The sequence below is a fragment of the Micromonospora sp. WMMD1128 genome (assembly GCF_027497235.1).
In the GTDB taxonomy this organism is placed as follows: Bacteria; Actinomycetota; Actinomycetes; order Mycobacteriales; family Micromonosporaceae; genus Micromonospora.
In genome coordinates this window covers 4,676,052-4,691,066 of sequence record NZ_CP114902.1, presented here as the reverse complement: position 1 = coordinate 4,691,066, position 15,015 = coordinate 4,676,052, and the positions used below count along the sequence as shown (strand labels likewise).

15 protein-coding genes are annotated in these 15,015 nt (G+C 74.0%); 8 read left to right on the top strand and 7 right to left on the bottom strand.

Going from position 1 to position 15,015, the window contains the following annotated elements; all coding sequences use genetic code 11:
• Positions 1 to 52 precede the first annotated feature (52 nt).
• Complete coding sequence (locus tag O7602_RS20815; protein ID WP_281584300.1) at positions 53 to 283, top strand: DUF5522 domain-containing protein; 231 nt, start codon at positions 53 to 55, stop codon at positions 281 to 283.
• On the opposite strand, the gene O7602_RS20810 is transcribed toward O7602_RS20815, so the two are convergent.
• Complete coding sequence (locus O7602_RS20810) at positions 280 to 1,092, bottom strand: MBL fold metallo-hydrolase (RefSeq protein ID WP_281584299.1); 813 nt, start codon at positions 1,090 to 1,092, stop codon at positions 280 to 282. The two genes, O7602_RS20815 and O7602_RS20810, sit on opposite strands and share 4 nt — an antisense overlap.
• Positions 1,086 to 1,673 carry a dihydrofolate reductase family protein gene (locus O7602_RS20805; RefSeq protein ID WP_281584298.1) on the bottom strand — a complete coding sequence of 196 codons (588 nt, stop codon included), beginning with the start codon at positions 1,671 to 1,673 and terminating at the stop codon, positions 1,086 to 1,088. Before O7602_RS20805 ends, O7602_RS20810 begins: the two co-directional genes overlap by 7 nt.
• Before the next feature lie 75 nt (positions 1,674 to 1,748).
• On the opposite strand from O7602_RS20805, the gene O7602_RS20800 reads away from it, so the two are divergent.
• Positions 1,749 to 2,237 carry a helix-turn-helix domain-containing protein gene (locus O7602_RS20800; protein WP_281584297.1) on the top strand — a complete coding sequence of 163 codons (489 nt, stop codon included), beginning with the start codon at positions 1,749 to 1,751 and terminating at the stop codon, positions 2,235 to 2,237.
• An 86-nt stretch (positions 2,238 to 2,323) separates the two neighbouring features.
• Positions 2,324 to 2,872, top strand: coding sequence for a hypothetical protein (locus O7602_RS20795; protein WP_281584296.1), 549 nt, complete (start codon positions 2,324 to 2,326; stop codon positions 2,870 to 2,872).
• 34 nt (positions 2,873 to 2,906) lie between these two features.
• On the opposite strand, the gene O7602_RS20790 is transcribed toward O7602_RS20795, so the two are convergent.
• Positions 2,907 to 3,605, bottom strand: a complete 699-nt coding sequence (locus O7602_RS20790; RefSeq protein WP_281584295.1) for a metal-dependent transcriptional regulator — start codon at positions 3,603 to 3,605, stop codon at positions 2,907 to 2,909.
• Between the two features lie 82 nt (positions 3,606 to 3,687).
• Between O7602_RS20790 and O7602_RS20785 the strand changes: the two genes are divergently transcribed.
• The 3 genes from O7602_RS20785 to O7602_RS20775 are packed head-to-tail and all read left to right on the top strand — an operon-like array spanning position 3,688 to position 8,352.
• Positions 3,688 to 4,563, top strand: a complete 876-nt coding sequence (locus O7602_RS20785; RefSeq protein ID WP_281584294.1) for a sulfurtransferase — start codon at positions 3,688 to 3,690, stop codon at positions 4,561 to 4,563.
• 47 nt (positions 4,564 to 4,610) lie between these two features.
• The gene (locus tag O7602_RS20780; RefSeq protein ID WP_281584293.1) at positions 4,611 to 5,792 is read left to right on the top strand and encodes an acetoin utilization protein AcuC; all 1,182 of its coding nucleotides are present in this window, start codon (positions 4,611 to 4,613) and stop codon (positions 5,790 to 5,792) included.
• A gap of 25 nt (positions 5,793 to 5,817) precedes the next feature.
• A complete protein-coding gene (locus O7602_RS20775) occupies positions 5,818 to 8,352 on the top strand; it encodes a bifunctional GNAT family N-acetyltransferase/acetate--CoA ligase family protein (RefSeq protein WP_281584292.1) in 2,535 nt (844 codons plus the stop codon).
• Between the two features lie 97 nt (positions 8,353 to 8,449).
• Here the strand turns inward: O7602_RS20775 and sigB are convergent, their stop codons facing one another.
• On the bottom strand, positions 8,450 to 9,436 hold the full coding sequence (sigB, locus tag O7602_RS20770; protein ID WP_281584291.1) for an RNA polymerase sigma factor SigB: 987 nt from the start codon (positions 9,434 to 9,436) through the stop codon (positions 8,450 to 8,452).
• 222 nt (positions 9,437 to 9,658) lie between these two features.
• Here sigB and O7602_RS20765 point away from each other — a divergent pair, with 222 nt between their 5' ends.
• Positions 9,659 to 10,447: a sporulation protein gene (locus O7602_RS20765; RefSeq protein WP_281584290.1), complete on the top strand. Its 789-nt coding sequence runs from the start codon at positions 9,659 to 9,661 to the stop codon at positions 10,445 to 10,447.
• Here the strand turns inward: O7602_RS20765 and dtd are convergent.
• Both dtd and O7602_RS20755 read right to left on the bottom strand, forming a co-directional pair.
• A complete protein-coding gene (gene dtd, locus O7602_RS20760; RefSeq protein WP_281584289.1) occupies positions 10,444 to 10,866 on the bottom strand; it encodes a D-aminoacyl-tRNA deacylase in 423 nt (140 codons plus the stop codon). The genes O7602_RS20765 and dtd overlap by 4 nt on opposite strands.
• The gene (locus tag O7602_RS20755; protein WP_281584288.1) at positions 10,866 to 12,350 is read right to left on the bottom strand and encodes a methyltransferase; all 1,485 of its coding nucleotides are present in this window, start codon (positions 12,348 to 12,350) and stop codon (positions 10,866 to 10,868) included. Before O7602_RS20755 ends, dtd begins: the two co-directional genes overlap by 1 nt.
• A gap of 182 nt (positions 12,351 to 12,532) precedes the next feature.
• Here O7602_RS20755 and O7602_RS20750 point away from each other — a divergent pair, with 182 nt between their 5' ends.
• Entirely contained in the window at positions 12,533 to 13,753 is a 1,221-nt protein-coding gene (locus tag O7602_RS20750; RefSeq protein ID WP_281584287.1) for a S8 family peptidase, read from the top strand.
• A 65-nt stretch (positions 13,754 to 13,818) separates the two neighbouring features.
• Here O7602_RS20750 and O7602_RS20745 read toward each other — a convergent pair whose 3' ends face one another.
• On the bottom strand, positions 13,819 to 15,015 hold the full coding sequence (locus O7602_RS20745) for a HipA domain-containing protein (RefSeq protein WP_281584286.1): 1,197 nt from the start codon (positions 15,013 to 15,015) through the stop codon (positions 13,819 to 13,821).

Below are 15,015 nucleotides of genomic sequence, written 5' to 3'. Positions count from 1 at the left end.
GCCCCGCCCATGCAGAAAACGTTAAGCGGGGGCCCCTCCTTACACTTCAGCGGTGGGGGATGAGCTGGCGGACCGGCCGCTGACCGAGCCGCACCCGTCGCGGCTGCCGCCGGAGCATCAGGGGCGGGCCCGGATCCTGGCCGCGCACGCCGCCGCGCTGGCCGCCGGGGAGGCCGGCTACCTCGACCCGGAGACCGGGCTGTTCGTGCTCAGCGCCGGGTTCCTGGCCCGGCGTGGCACGTGCTGCGGGCGCGGCTGCCGGCACTGCCCGTACGTGGCCTAACGTGCGGCGGCCAGGCGCTGGACCTGCCCGCGGTGCAGGTCGTCCACCCACTCCCAGCCGGGCGCGGCCGACGGGCCGATCCGCCTGTCGTCGGGCTCGCGGCCGTCGCGCAGGGCGAGCACGTACGCCCGGTCCCGCTCGATCCGTTCGTACGCCTGACCGGCATCGCCGACCGACCCGTGGCCGGGGACGACCACGTCGACGTCGACCGCCACGCCCTCCAGCAGCCGCAACGCCGCAAGGTAGTCCCCGATCGGGTCGGCGGCGTCCGGGTCGAGCATCGGGACCAGGACGTCGGAGAGCATGTCGCCGGCGACGAGGACCCCGCACTCCGCGACGAACAGCGCCGCGTGGCCGGGCGCATGCGCCCGGTGCTCGATGATCCGGGCCTCGGGGCCGTCCCACGGAATCCGCGTCGCCCCGGCGGGCAGGGCGGTGAGCAGGCCGTACCCGTCCAGCGGGACGCGCCCGGCGATCTCCGTCTCGGCCAGGTGCTCGGTGATCTGCGCCTTGATGTCCGGTTCGGACAGCTGCTCCCGGACCGTGGCCACGCAGCGGGCCGTGCCGTACCGGGGCGCGTCGCCGAGGCGCGCGTGCCAGAGCAGGTGGTCCCAGTCCGGATGCGTGGAGAAGCCCGCCACGACGGTCCGGCCCGAGGCGGACAGGTCGTCCGCGAGGCAGGCCAGTTCGTGGTCCTGCAACCCGGGGTCGACGAGCAGCACGCCGGCGCGGCCCCGCACGACTGTGGTGTTGGTCTGGAGGAATTCGCTCCGGTGCACCAGCACGCCGTCGGCGACCTCGCTCAGCACGGGTTCGCGCCGCGGATGGCGTAGTGGTGCATGGTGACGCCCTGCGGGAAGGAACGCTGCTCGATCAGGTCGAGGTCGACCGGCCGGTCCCAGTCGTCGAACAGCGGACGGCCGAAGCCCAGGATCGCCGGGTGGGTGAAGAGCAGCAACTCGTCGAGCAGGCCGGCCCGGAGCAGTTGCGTGGCGAGCGTCGCGCCGCCCACCCCGAGGGTGCCGTCGGTCTCCGCCCGCAGCGCGGCCAACTGCTCGATCGCGTCGTCCCCGCCGATGACCCGGGTGCCGTGGTCGGCGGTCGCGCGGGTGCGGGAGACGAGCACCTTGGGGGCGGAGGTCCAGATCTCGCCGTACTCGCGCATGACGTCCGGCAGCGACGTGTCCGCGCGCGCCCGTGGCCAGTATTCCTCCATCGTCTCGTAGATCACCCGGCCCTGGACCATGCCGGCGAGCTTGCCCGCCCGCGCGTTGAACTCCCGGTGCAGCTCCTCGTCGATGCGCAGCCACTCGCCCGCGCCGTCGTCGCCGGGGACCTGCTCGATCCGCAGGTCGAGGGACACGTTCATCCAGTACAGGAAGCGGCCCATCAACCCCTCCTCCCTCTAGTGATTGCAATCTGCAATCACTATTGTGGGGGTGAGGGTCGCTGTCAAGGAGGCGTCGTGAAACCACGGTCCGGGTGTCCGATCAACGCGGCCGTCGAGGTGCTCGGAGACCGATGGGCGCTGCTCGTGCTCCGCGACGTCATCTTCGGCGACCGCCGCTACTTCCGGGCCCTGCTCACCGGGTCGATCGAGGGCATCGCGTCGAACATCCTCGCCGACCGTCTCGTCCGACTCGTCGAGGCGGGCATCCTCACCCGTGGCACCGCGGCGCGGGGGCAACGCGCCCGTTACAGCCTCACCGAAGCCGGCATCCAGACCGTGCCCGTCCTCTACGCGCTCGGCAACTGGGGCCTCGACTGGTGCCCCGGCACCGAGGAACTCCGGACCCGGCAGCGGCTCATGCGGGACGCCGGCCCGGCGTTCGTCGCGGAACTCATGGACGAACTCCGGGTACGCCACCTCGACGCCCCACCGCGGCACCACGACGGCCCGAGCCCGCTCGAACGCCTGACCGCCGCCCATGAAGCCGCGCGGGAGGGGACCTGAGGGCTTCCGTCCCCGCCGGACGGGCCGTACGGTGTCCGACGGAACTCCGGCGGGCCGGCCCCGCCGCCGATCGCGGAGGTCTCCCCGTGCGCGCCCGAACCTGGCTGGCCACCTCGGCCGTCCTGCTCGCCACCGGCTGCGCCGACGACGCCTCCCCGGTGGCCGTGCCGGCGCCCCCGCCGCCGGCCGCCCCGGCCGTCGCCGCCTCCTCCGGTGGTGCGTGCCGGCTGCTCGACTTCGCGGTGATCGCCGAGCACACCGGCGGCGCGTTCGACGTGGCCGCCGCCACCGAACGCGGCGACACGCACACCTGCGTGGTCCGCGCCCGGGACGCGGCGCTGCCGGAACTGACACTCGCCGTGACCGACACCTCGATCGACGCGGCGACGTTCACCGCCGACGTGCAGCCGCGCGGGGCGGTGAAGGTGGCCAAGCTCGGCAGGATCGCCTACCGGCGGACGGCGCCGAAGACCAAGACGGCCGGTCCGGTCGCCGAGGTGGGTTGGCTGGCCGCCGGGGATCGGCTCGCCAGCCTCCGCTGGACCAGCCCGGAGGGCACCGCCACGGCCGAGGTCGAGAAGGCGACCGGAAAGCTTGTCGCGCTGGCCCAGGTGATCGACACCGGCCAGCTCTGAGGCGGCCGGTGGGCCCGATCAGCGGGCCGCGACGTCAGCGAGCCGCGACGAAGACCCGGGAGGCCACCTCGCGGGGCAGCCGCACCCGGTCGCCGGAGCGGTCGATGGACACCCCGTCGCGCTCCTGCGCCACGGTGACCGTCGCGCCCGGGTCGACGCCCGCCGCGTGCAGCTGCCGGAGCACGTCCGAGTCGGTCTGCACGCTCTCACAGATCCGCCGCACCACCACCGGCCCGGACAGGCCGGGGAAGGCCAGGTTGCGCTCGCCCTCGACCGTCTCGGCCGCGGGCTGACCCGGGTCGCCCAGCTCCTCCAGGCCCGGGATCGGGTTGCCGTACGGCGAGCGGGACGGGCGGTTGAGCAGGTCGTAGACCCGCTTCTCCACCGCGTCGCTCATCACGTGCTCCCAGCGGCAGGCCTCCTCGTGGGCCTCCTCGTAGGGCATCCCGATCACGTTGACCAGCAGCAGCTCGGCCAGCCGGTGCTTGCGCATCACCGACACCGCGGAGTTGCGGCCCAGCGGGGTGAGGGTCAGGTGCCGGTCGCCCTCGACGGTGAGCAGGCCGTCCCGCTCCATCCGGGCGACGGTCTGACTGACGGTGGGCCCGCTCTGCCGCAGCCGCTCGGCGATGCGGGCACGCAGCGGCGGCACACCCTCCTCCTCCAACTCGAGGATGGTGCGCAGGTACATCTCGGTCGTATCGACCAGTGAGTGAGCGTTTATCTTTATCACCCGTAAGCGAGGAACGAACCGGAATCTCCAGTGTCTCACGAAGTTGCCGTGAGCTGCCAACACCACGACGGGGAGGGGCAGGGTGGCCGAGCCTGTACCGACGTCCGCAACCGTAGAGCTGCTTGTCGAGCCGGACCGGCTCGCCGCCGAGTTGGACCGGGCCGACCCGCCCGTGCTGCTCGACGTCCGCTGGCGGCTCGCCGGGCCGCCCGGCCGCGACGACTACGCCGCCGGCCACCTGCCCGGCGCGGTCTTCGTCGACCTGGACACCGAGCTGTGCGGCCCGCCCGGCGCCGCCGGTCGGCACCCGCTGCCCGACCCGGCGTCGTTGCAGGCCGCGCTGCGGGCCGCCGGCGTCCGCGCCGGTCACCCCGTGGTGATGTACGACGGCGGCGACGGCATGTCCGCCGCGCGGGCCTGGTGGACGCTGCGCTGGGCCGGTCACCGGGCGGTGCGGGTGCTGCACGGCGGGTGGCCGGCGTGGACGGCCGCCGGCCTGCCGGTGGACACCGCGACGCCCGAGCCCGTGCCCGGCGACGTGACGGTCACGCCGGGCGCGCTTCCGGTGCTCGACGCCGCCGGGGCCGCCCGGCTCGCCGCCGCCGACGCCGGGGTGCTGCTGGACGTGCGGGCCGCCCCGCGCTACCGGGGCGAGACCGAGCCGGTCGACCCGGTCGCCGGGCACGTCCCGGGCGCGGTCAACCTGCCCGCCCCGGGGTACGTGACGCAGGGGCGGTTCCCCGCCGCCGAGGCGCTGCGGGAGCGCTTCGGCGCGGCCGGGGTGGCCGGGGACGCGCCGGTCGGGGCGTACTGCGGCTCCGGGGTGACCGCGGCGCAGGCGGTCCTGGCGCTGCACCTGGCCGGCCGCCCGGACGCCGCCCTGTACGTCGGCTCGTGGAGCGAGTGGGTGGCCGACCCGGACCGTCCGGTGGCGACCGGTGGCGCCGCCGGACAGTGAGCGCGCGGCTCATCGGCGCCTCCCGGCTCACGTGCGACGATGGCCGCATGGCCGACGACACGGTGGTGGTGTGGGACGAGTCTCTCCTCGCCTACGACATGGGCGACCATCCCCTCGACCCGGTCCGGGTCGAGCTGACCATGGCGCTGGCCCGGGAGCTGGGCGTGTTCGACCGGCCCGGGGTGCGCCTGGTCAAGCCGGAGCCGGCCGACGACGCGCTGCTGACCCGGGTGCACGACCCGGCCTACCTGGCCGCGGTCCGGACCGCGCCGCGTGACCCGCTCTTCGCCGGCTTCGGGCTGGGCACCTCGGACAATCCGGTCTTCGACGGGATGCACGAGTCCAGCGCGTTGATCGTCGGCGCGAGCGTGGCCGCCGCCGAGGCGGTGTGGCGGGGCGAGGCCCGGCGCGCGGTGAACGTGGCCGGCGGCCTGCACCACGCCATGCCGGCCCGGGCGTCCGGTTTCTGCGTCTACAACGACCCGGCGGTGGCCATCGCCCGCCTGCTCGACCTGGGCGCGGAGCGGATCGCGTACGTGGACGTGGACGTGCACCACGGCGACGGGGTGCAGGAGGTCTTCTACCGGGATCCACGGGTGCTCACGGTCAGCCTGCACGAGACCCCGCTGGCGCTCTTCCCCGGCACCGGGTTCCCGGACGAGACCGGCGGGCCGGGCGCGGAGGGCACCGCGGTGAACCTGCCACTGCCGCCGGGGGTCGGTGACGCCGGCTGGCAGCGGGCGTTCCACGCGGTGGTGCCGTCGGTGCTGCGCGCCTTCCGGCCGCAGGTGCTCGTCACCCAGTGCGGGGCGGACGGGCACCGCGCCGACCCGCTGGCCGACCTGCACCTGTCGGTGGACGGGCAGCGGGCCACCTACCGGGCGTTGCGGGCGCTCGCCGACGAGTTGTGCGACGGCCGCTGGGTGGCCACCGGTGGCGGCGGGTACGCGCTCGTCGAGGTGGTGCCCCGGGCGTGGACGCATCTGCTGGCGGTGGCCACCGGCGAGCCGCTCGACCCGGCCGCGCTCACCCCGCCGGGCTGGCGGGAGCTGGCCGGGCGGCGGCGGCCGGGGCACCAGGTTCCGCTGCGGATGACCGACGACGTGGACCCGGAATTTCAGCCGTGGCAGCCCAGCGGCGAGCCGAACGCGGTGGACCGGGCGGTCGCGGCGACCCGCCGGGCCGTCTTCCCGCTGCTCGGGCTCGACCCGCACGATCCGCGCGACTGAGCCGGCGGTGGGGGAGGACCGACCGGTGACGACGGTGGACGTGCTGCTCAGCGACGGCACGACGGTGCAGTTGCGGCAGATCCGCGCCGACGACGCGACGGCGATCGTGGCGATGCACGCCCGGTTCTCCGAGCGCACCCGTTACCTGCGCTACTTCTCGCCGTACCCGCGGATCCCGGAGCGGGACCTGAAGCGGTTCGTCACCGTGGACCACCGCGACCGGGAGGCGTTCGTGGTGCTGGCCGGCGAGCGGATCGTGGCCGTCGGCCGGTACGAGCGGCTCGGTCCGGCCTCGCCGGAGGCCGAGGTGGCGTTCGTGGTGGAGGACGCCTACCAGGGCCGGGGCATCGGCTCGGTGCTGCTGGAGCACCTGGCGGACGCGGCCGGCCGGCACGGGATCGCGCACTTCGTCGCCGAGGTGTTGCCGGCCAACGGGACGATGCTGCGGGTCTTCGCCGACTTCGGTTACCAGGTCCAGCGCCAGTACGCCGACGGTGTGGTGCACCTGAGCTTCCCGATCGCGGCGACCGAGGCGACGCTCGAGGTGCAGCGGGGCCGGGAGCACCGCACCGAGGCGCGGTCGATCGCCCGGCTGCTCGCGCCGCGCGGCGTCGCCGTCTACGGGGCCAGCACCACCGGCCAGGGCGTCGGCGCGGCGCTGCTCGGGCACCTGCGCGACGGCGGGTTCGGCGGCGCGGTCGTGCCGGTGCATCCGAGCGCGGCGACCGTGGCCGGGCTGCCGGCGTACCCGTCGGCGGTCGACGCCGGCCAGGACGTGGACCTGGCCGTGGTGGCGGTCGCGCCGGAGGCGGTGACCGAGGTGGTCCAGGACGCGGCCCGGGCCGGCGCGCACGGGCTGGTGGTGGTGTCGGCCGGGTTCGCCGAGTCCGGTCCGGCCGGCGCGGCGGCGCAGCGGGCGCTGGTGCGGGCCGCGCACCTGGCCGGCATGCGGGTGGTCGGCCCCAACTGCCTCGGCGTCGCCAACACCGACCCGGCGGTACGCCTCAACGCCACGCTCGCCCCGGTGCTGCCGGCGGCGGGCCGGGTCGGCGTGTTCAGCCAGTCCGGCGCGTTCGGGGTGGCGTTGCTGGCCGAGGCGTCCCGGCGCGGGCTCGGGCTGTCCAGCTTCGTGTCGGCCGGCAACCGGGCCGACGTGTCCGGCAACGACCTGTTGCAGTACTGGCAGGACGACCCGGGCACCGACGTGATCACGCTCTATCTGGAGACGTTCGGCAACCCGCGCAAGTTCGCCCGGTTGGCCCGCCGGATCGGCCGGGACAAGCCGGTGGTGGCGCTGGCGTCGCTGGCCCGGCCACCGGGCGTGGGCGACGCGCCGGCGCTCGACGCCGCCGCGGTCAGCGCGTTGTTCGCCCAGTCCGGGGTGATCCGGGTGGACACCGTGGCCGAGCTGCTCGACGTGGGGGTGCTGCTGGCGCACCAGCCGCTGCCGGCGGGGCGGCGGGCCGCCGTGGTGGGCAACTCGTCGGCGTTGACCGGGCTGGCCGCGACCGCGTGCGCCGCCCAGGGGCTGGTGGTGGCGGACGGCTACCCGCACGACGTGGGGCCGAGCGCCGGGGCCGCCGCGTACGCCGCCGCGCTTGCCGCCGCGGCGGCCGACGAGCGGGTGGACGCCGTGGTGGCGGTCTTCGCCCCGCCGCTGCCCGGCCAGCTCACCGACCCGGAGGCGGATTTCGCGGCGGCGCTGCCGGCCGCCGGCAAGCCAGTGGTGGCGACGTTCCTCGCCGGTCGGGTGCCGGCCGGGGTGCCGGCGTATCCGAGCGTGGAGGAGGCGGTGCGGGCGCTGGCCCGGGTCACCCGGTACGCGGACTGGCTGCGCCGGCCGCCAGGGGCGCTGCCCGAGCTGGCCGGCGTGGACCGGTCGGCGGGGCAGGCGGCGCTCGGCCCGGACGGGGCGGATCCGGCGGCGCTGCTGGGCGCGTACGGGATCGACGTGGTGGAGTCGGTGCCGGCCGGCTCGGCCGACGAGGCGGTGGCGGCGGGGGAGCGGCTCGGCTGGCCGGTGGCGCTCAAGGCGGCGGCCCCGGGGCTGCGGCACCGGCTCGATCTGGGCGCGGTCCGGCTCGACCTGGCCGACGCCGCCGCGCTGCGCCGCGCGTACCAGGAGGTGGCCCCGGTGTTCGGGGCGGAGGTGTTGGTGCAGCCGATGGTCGCGCCCGGGGTGGCGTGCGTGGTGGAGCTGGTGGAGGATCCGGCGTTCGGGCCGGTGGTCGGGTTCGGGCTGGGTGGGGTGGCGACCGAGCTGCTCGGCGACCGGGCGTGGCGGGCGGTGCCGTTGACCGACCGGGACGCGGCCGAGCTGGTCGACGAGCCGCGCGCCGCGCCGCTGCTGCGGGGACACCGGGGCGCCGCGCCGGTCGATCGGGCGGCGCTCGTCGACCTGTTGATGCGGGTGGGTCGGTTGGCCGACGAGCAGCCCCGGGTGCGGTCGCTGACGCTCAACCCGGTGCTGGCCCGCCCGGACGGCGTCTCGGTGCTGCACGCCACCGTCGGCGCCGGCGCGGCTTCCCCACGCCCCGACACCGGCCCCCGCCGCTTGTAAGGCGGGGGCCCCTTTTAACGCCTCCGGTATAGGAAGGGCCCCCGCTTAACACGATCCGGCCCCGGCGAGACGCCGGGGCCGGATCGGGGGCAGCGGGTCAGCAGGCGTACGCCTCCAGGCGGTTGGCCCGCTCCGGGTCGCGCAGCTTGAGCAGCGTGATCTTCTCGATCTGCCGGATCCGCTCACGGGACAGCCCGAACTCGCGGCCCACCTCGTCGAGGGTGCGCTGACGGCCGTCGTCGAGGCCGAAACGCAGCCGGATCACCGCCTGCTCCCGCTGGGAGAGGGTGGCCAGCACGATGCGCACCTCGTTGCGCAGCTCGCCGTTGGTGGCGGCGTCGCCGGGCTCGGTACGCGGGTCCACCGCGGCGACGAAGTCCCCGAGCGCGCTCTCCCCGTCCTCGCCGACCGCCTGGTCGAGGCTGACCGGCTCCCGGTCGTACGAGATCAGCTCGATCACCTGGTATTCGGGGATCTCAAGCGCCCGGGCGACCTCGCCGACGGTGGGCTCGCGGCCCAGCGTCACCGACAGCTCGCGGCGGACCCGGACCATCCGGTTGACCTGCTCGACCATGTGCACCGGGATGCGGATGGTGCGGGCCTGGTCGGCCATGGCGCGGGTGATGGCCTGGCGGATCCACCAGGTGGCGTACGTGGAGAACTTGTAGCCCTTGGTGTAGTCGAACTTCTCGACGGCGCGGATCAGGCCGAGGTTGCCCTCCTGGATCAGGTCGAGGAAGGCCATGCCCCGCCCGGTGTAGCGCTTGGCGATGCTCACCACGAGCCGCAGGTTCGCCTCCAGCAGGTGGTCCTTGGCGGCGCGTCCCTCGGCCGCGATCAGCGTCAGGTCGGCGCGCAACTCGGCGGAGACCGGGGTGCAGGCGGAGAGCTTCTCCTCGGCGAAGAGGCCGGCCTCGATCCGCTTGCTCAGCTCGACCTCCTGCGCCGCGGTGAGCAGCTTGGTGCGGCCGATGCCGTTGAGGTACGCCCGGACCAGGTCGGTGGAGACGCCGCGCTCGTCGGTGGCGTCGAGGTCGGTGAGGGTGACGTCCAAGTCCTGGTGCTCGATCATCTGCTGCGTCATCTCTGTCTCTCCCCGTGTCCTACGTGCCGTCCCGGCCCCGTGTCGACGACGCGGTGGGCCGGTGACAAACAGCTTGGCGGTCGGGGCGTGAGACGGGGGTGAGGCGATCGGGGACCCGACACGAATCCGCGCGGATTTCCCGTTGTCGTTTGTCCGGCCCGCTTACCGTGCCAGCGACCGGCCCGGTGGGGCCGCGGACGGAAACGGCGATCGGAGAACGTGGTGGTCCTCAAGCGGTTGATGCAGGCGATGGGTGTGGGCGGACCGTCGGTGGAGACGGTGCTGGCCAACCCGAACTGCCGCCCCGGTGGGCAGCTGGAGGGCCGGATCCAGGTGGTCGGCGGCGACCACCCGGTGGATGTGAGCTGGGTCTCGCTCGGCCTGATGACCCGGGTCGAGGTGGAGAGCGGCGACTCGGAGTACCACACCAACCAGGAGTTCGGCCGGGTCCAGGTGACCGGCGCGTTCCGGCTGGCGCAGGGGCAGCGGTACGACGTGCCGTTCCGCTTCCAGGTGCCCTGGGAGACCCCGCTCACCGACCTGTACGGCCAGCACCTGCACGGCATGACGATGGGCCTGCGCACCGAGCTGGAGGTGGCCCGGGCGGTGGACTCCGGTGACCTGGATGCGGTGGCGGTGCACCCGCTGCCGGCCCACGAGCGGTTGCTGGAGGCGCTGCTGCGGCTGGGCTTCCGCTTCGCGCGCGCGGATGTCGAGCGGGGTCACATCCACGGCGTACACCAGCAGTTGCCGTTCTACCAGGAGATCGAGTTCTATCCGGCGCCGCAGTACGCCGGCGCCATGAACCAGTTGGAGGTCACCTTCGTCACCGACCCGCGGCAGGTGCACGTGGTGCTGGAGCTGGACAAGCGGGGTGGCCTGTTCACCGAGGGCCGGGACGCGTTCGGCCGGTTCACGGTGGACCACGCCACGGCGGACCGTACCGACTGGGCCGCCCAGCTCGACGGTTGGCTGCGCCAGTCGCTGTCCCGCCGCGGCGTGTTCTTCTAGAGATCCAGCAGGAGGGTACGGGGGCCGACGTTGACGCTCTCCACGAGCATGTGGGTGCGGAAACGGCCGGTCTCCACCTTCGCGCCGCGGGCGCGCAGCTCCTGCACCACGGCCTCCACCAGGGGTTCGGCGACCGGCGCGGGAGCGGCGGCGGTCCAGCTCGGTCGCCGGCCCTTACGGGCGTCGCCGTAGAGCGTGAACTGGCTGACCACCAGCAGCGGCGCGCCGGTGTCGGCGGCGCTGCGCTCGTCGTCGAGGATGCGCAGTTCGTGCAGCTTGCGGGCCATGGTGGCGGCCACCTGCGGGGTGTCGGTGTGGGTGACGCCGAGCAGCACCAGCAGCCCGTCGGCGATCTCGCCGACCACCGCCCCGTCGACCGTGACGGCGGCCCGGCCGACGGTCTGCACAAGCGCCCGCATCAGTCGACCACCGGCTCGACGAGGCCGCGTTCGACCAGGTGGGCCACGATCGGGCCGGCCGCCTCGGCCAGCTCGTCCGGGGTCACGTCGTGCGCGGCGGCGAGCAGGGCGAGCTGGTCGCGCAGCGGCAGCCGGCCGTCGGCGCCACCGACCAGGGCGAGCACCAGCGGGTCGATCTCCTCGGACCAGCGCAGCCCGCGGGGCATGGCGAGGACCTGCCGGTCCACCGCCCAGCCGTCGTCGCCCATGGTGGCCTCCTGGCGTAGCTGGAGCCCGTCGGCGGCGCGGTAGCGGGCGGCGAGCAGCCCGTCGGTGTCCCGGGCGCGCAGCCAGTCCTGCCTGTCGAACCATTCGCCGATCCGGTCGCCGAGCGGCGGTTCCACCCGCTGGCGCAGGTCCTCGACCCGGATGATCGGCTGTTCGTGGCCGGCCCGGCGCAGCGACACGATGCCGAACCCGATCGCCTCCACCTTGTGCGCGTCGAACCAGTCCAGCCACGCCTCCATCCGCTGCGGGTCGGCGCTCTCCCCGACGTCGGTCAGCCACAGGTTCACGTACGCCATCGGGTCGGCCACCTCGCGCTGGATGACCCAGGCGTCTAGGCCGGTGCCGGCGAACCAGCCGGCGACCCGCTCGCCCCAGTCCTCGCCTGTGACGTGCACCCAGTTCGCCAGGTACTGCATGGTGCCGCCGTCGGTGAGCAGGTGCGGGGCGGCGGCGGCCAACTCGGCGCCGATCGCGTCGCCGACCCGCCCGGAGTCCCGGTAGACGTGCGTGGTGGTGCCGGGGCCGACCACGAACGGCGGGTTGCTGACCACCAGGTCGAAGCGGCGCCCGGCCACCGGGGCGACCAGGTCGCCGCGGAGCAGTTCCCAGTCCTGCCCGTTGAGCGCGGCGGTGGTGGCGGCGAAGCGCAGCGCCCGCTCGGAGACGTCGGTGGCGGTGACCCGGCGGGCGTGGGTGCCCAGGTGCAGCGCCTGCACGCCGGAGCCGGTGCCGAGGTCGAGCGCGGTCTCCACCGGGCGGCGCACGGCGGCGCCGATCAGCGTCTGGGTGGCCCCGCCGATGCCGAGCACGTGCTCGGCGTGCAACGGTCGGCCGGGGCGGGCGCTGGCCGGGACGTCGGCGAGCACCCACCAGTCGTCGCCGTACGGCTCCAGGTCCACGCCGGCCCGCAGGCCGTCGCCGTGCCGCTCGACGATGCCCCCGGCGAGCGCCTCCGCCACGGTCAGCGGGGCCAGCGCCGCGGCCACCACCGGCTCGGGCTCGGTCTGGTCGCAAATGAACACCCGGATCAGCGTGGCCAGCCGGTCGCGGTCCTCGGTGGCGCGCAGGGCGGCGCGGTGGTCGTTGCGGGCGACCCCACCGGTGGCCTGCGAGCCGAGCCGCCCGGCGATGCCGTTGGCGGTGAAGCGGGCCTGCGTCAGCGCGGTGCGCAGCGCGTTGACCCCGGCGGGGGAGAGCAGCATGTCGTGACGGTCCACGGGGCCATCCTGCCCCGCCCGCGTCCCGATGCGGCGCGCACCCGCCGGATCCGGTGCACGGACGGTATTACCCGGCAACTATCTCTTTCACGGACATCGATGTGTGGTTAGCATTCCCGTCAACATCTGTCGATGGGTGGACCGCCGGCCACGAACCGGCCCGCCCGGTAGGGAGCCAGAACATGCCCGACGTGTCCGTTCCCCGGCGTCGTGCGCTGCGCGCGCTCGCCGTCACGGCCGCCGCCGCGGCCCTCACCGCCGCCGCATCCACCCCGGCCCTCGCCGCGCCGACCGGCCAGATCCGGTACGCCGGCGCGGCCGACGCCGTCAGCGGCAGCTACCTGGTCGTGCTCAAGGGCGACGCGGTCGGCGCCGCGAACAGCCGTACCGCCCGCACCGCCGTGCCGGACCGGGCGGCCGGCCTGACCAAGCGGTACGGCGGCAGCGTCGGCGCGGTGTGGAGCGCCGCGCTCACCGGCTACAGCGCAAAGATGAGCGCCGGACAGGCACGTCGGCTCGCCGCCGACCCGGCCGTCGCGTACGTCGAGCAGGACCGGCGGATGACAGTGCAGGGCACCCAGACCGGCGCCACCTGGGGGCTGGACCGGATCGACCAGCGCAACCTGCCGCTCAACAGCACCTACACCTACCCGAACACCGCCACCAACGTGCGGGCCTACATCATCGACACCGGCATCCGGACCACGCACAGCCAGTTCGGCGGCCGGGCCACCTGGGGCACCAACACGGTGGACAGCAACAACACCGACTGCAACGGCCACGGCACGCACGTCGCCGGCACTGTCGGCGGCAGCACGTACGGCGTGGCCAAGGGCGTACGCCTGATCGCGGTGAAGGTGCTCAACTGCTCCGGCAGCGGCACCACCGCCGGCGTGGTCAACGGCGTCAACTGGGTCACCTCGAACGCGGTCAAGCCGGCCGTGGCCAACATGAGCCTCGGTGGCGGTGTCAGCACCTCGCTCGACAACGCGGTGGCCAACTCGATCAGCTCCGGCATCACCTACGCGCTGGCGGCCGGCAACTCCAGCGCCAACGCCTGCAACTCCTCGCCGTCGCGGGTCGCCTCGGCGATCACGGTGGGCGCCACCACCAGCACCGACGCGCGTGCCTCGTACTCGAACTACGGCTCCTGCGTGGACATCTTCGCCCCGGGCTCGTCGATCACCTCGGCTTGGCGGACCAGCGACAGCGCGACCAACACGATCAGCGGGACCTCGATGGCCTCGCCGCACGTGGCCGGCGCGGCGGCGCTGGTGCTGTCCGCGAACCCGTCCTACTCCCCGGCGCAGGTCGCCAGCTACCTGACCAGCAACGCCACCACCGGCAAGGTGACCAACCCGGGCTCCGGCTCGCCGAACCGGCTGCTCTTCGTGGTGAACTGACGCTTTCCGCAGGCCGCGCGGCCCGGTGGACCCCCAGCGGAGTCCACCGGGCCGCGCCGAACCCGCTACCGGGAACGGCAGATCGGCAACGTCTCAAGCCGTTGGGAGTAGTGGTCGGCCAGGGCGGGAAATCGGCTCCGAGCCTCGTCCGCCAGCCCACCGTGCCAGGCGTCCCGCAGTTGGCTGACCGTCTGGGAGATCGCCTCCGACGTGGCTTCCGGATCTCCGCCGACGATCTCCGCCAACCGGCGGAAGTGCTCGTGGTCGATCAGCGCCGGAACCGTCTCGCTGCCGAGACTGAGCGCCAAGGGCGACCACCGGTAGCGCGAATACACCGAGAGTGAGTGGAAGTCGTAGACCGGGGCGAGCCGTGGCGTCCGGCCGTCCGGATAGACCAGTCCCCAGTTCTTCAGGTGCCCGTCGGTGTTCCCGACCACAAGCATCGCGGCGAGCCGGCGGACGAAGTCGAGATAGCCCTCCTCGCCGGTCAGTTGAAGGATGACCGCGGCCAGGGTGTCGTACGAGGTGCCCGACTCGCTGTACTTGAACATCGGTTCGATGTCGGCGACCTGGGCGAAGTCCTCGGCGTGGATCCGTCCGGCGGAGGACCGGTCGAACCGCTGGATGAGGTAGACGAGATCGTTCGGATCCACCATGCCGTCGGAGAGGCCCTTGACCTCGTCGGCGCGGATCAGGCGCACCGGTGGCACCGGGAAATCAGCCGACCGTAGCCAGCTCATGGTGAGGTATTCGTTGACCGGCAGGTCCCGCAGCCCGTGGTCGGGCAGTTTCACGATCCACCACCCGCCCTGCCCGCTGACCGGAACGGCCAATCGCTCCGCGGAGATCGAATACTTCAGCTGCACGCCCGCCAGGGAGTGCCGGAGCGGATGATCGGCCTCCCCTGGCGTGTCCGGGAGGACATCATCCTCGGGCTCGGTGTCGGCGTGCACCGTCACCGCGCCCGGTAGGTCGCCGCCCACGCGCAGCAGCAGGGTGAAGTCGCCGACGTTCCCACCTCCCAGCTCCCGGACGATCTGGCGGCGGAGCGCCCCTTCCGGTAGCAGGTTCGCGAACCAGGCGGGCAGGCCGACGCGGGCCCGTCGGATCGCCCGCGGATCGTCCTCGAAGATCTGCCCCAGCACCTGATGGCGAGGCGAGGCGAGGTCGTCGTCGTAGCTGAACTCCGAGCCTCCCTGTCGGAAACTCAGCTCGCCGACCCGACGGCCGTGCAGCCGCACCTGCGCGGTGACCTCGGCCAT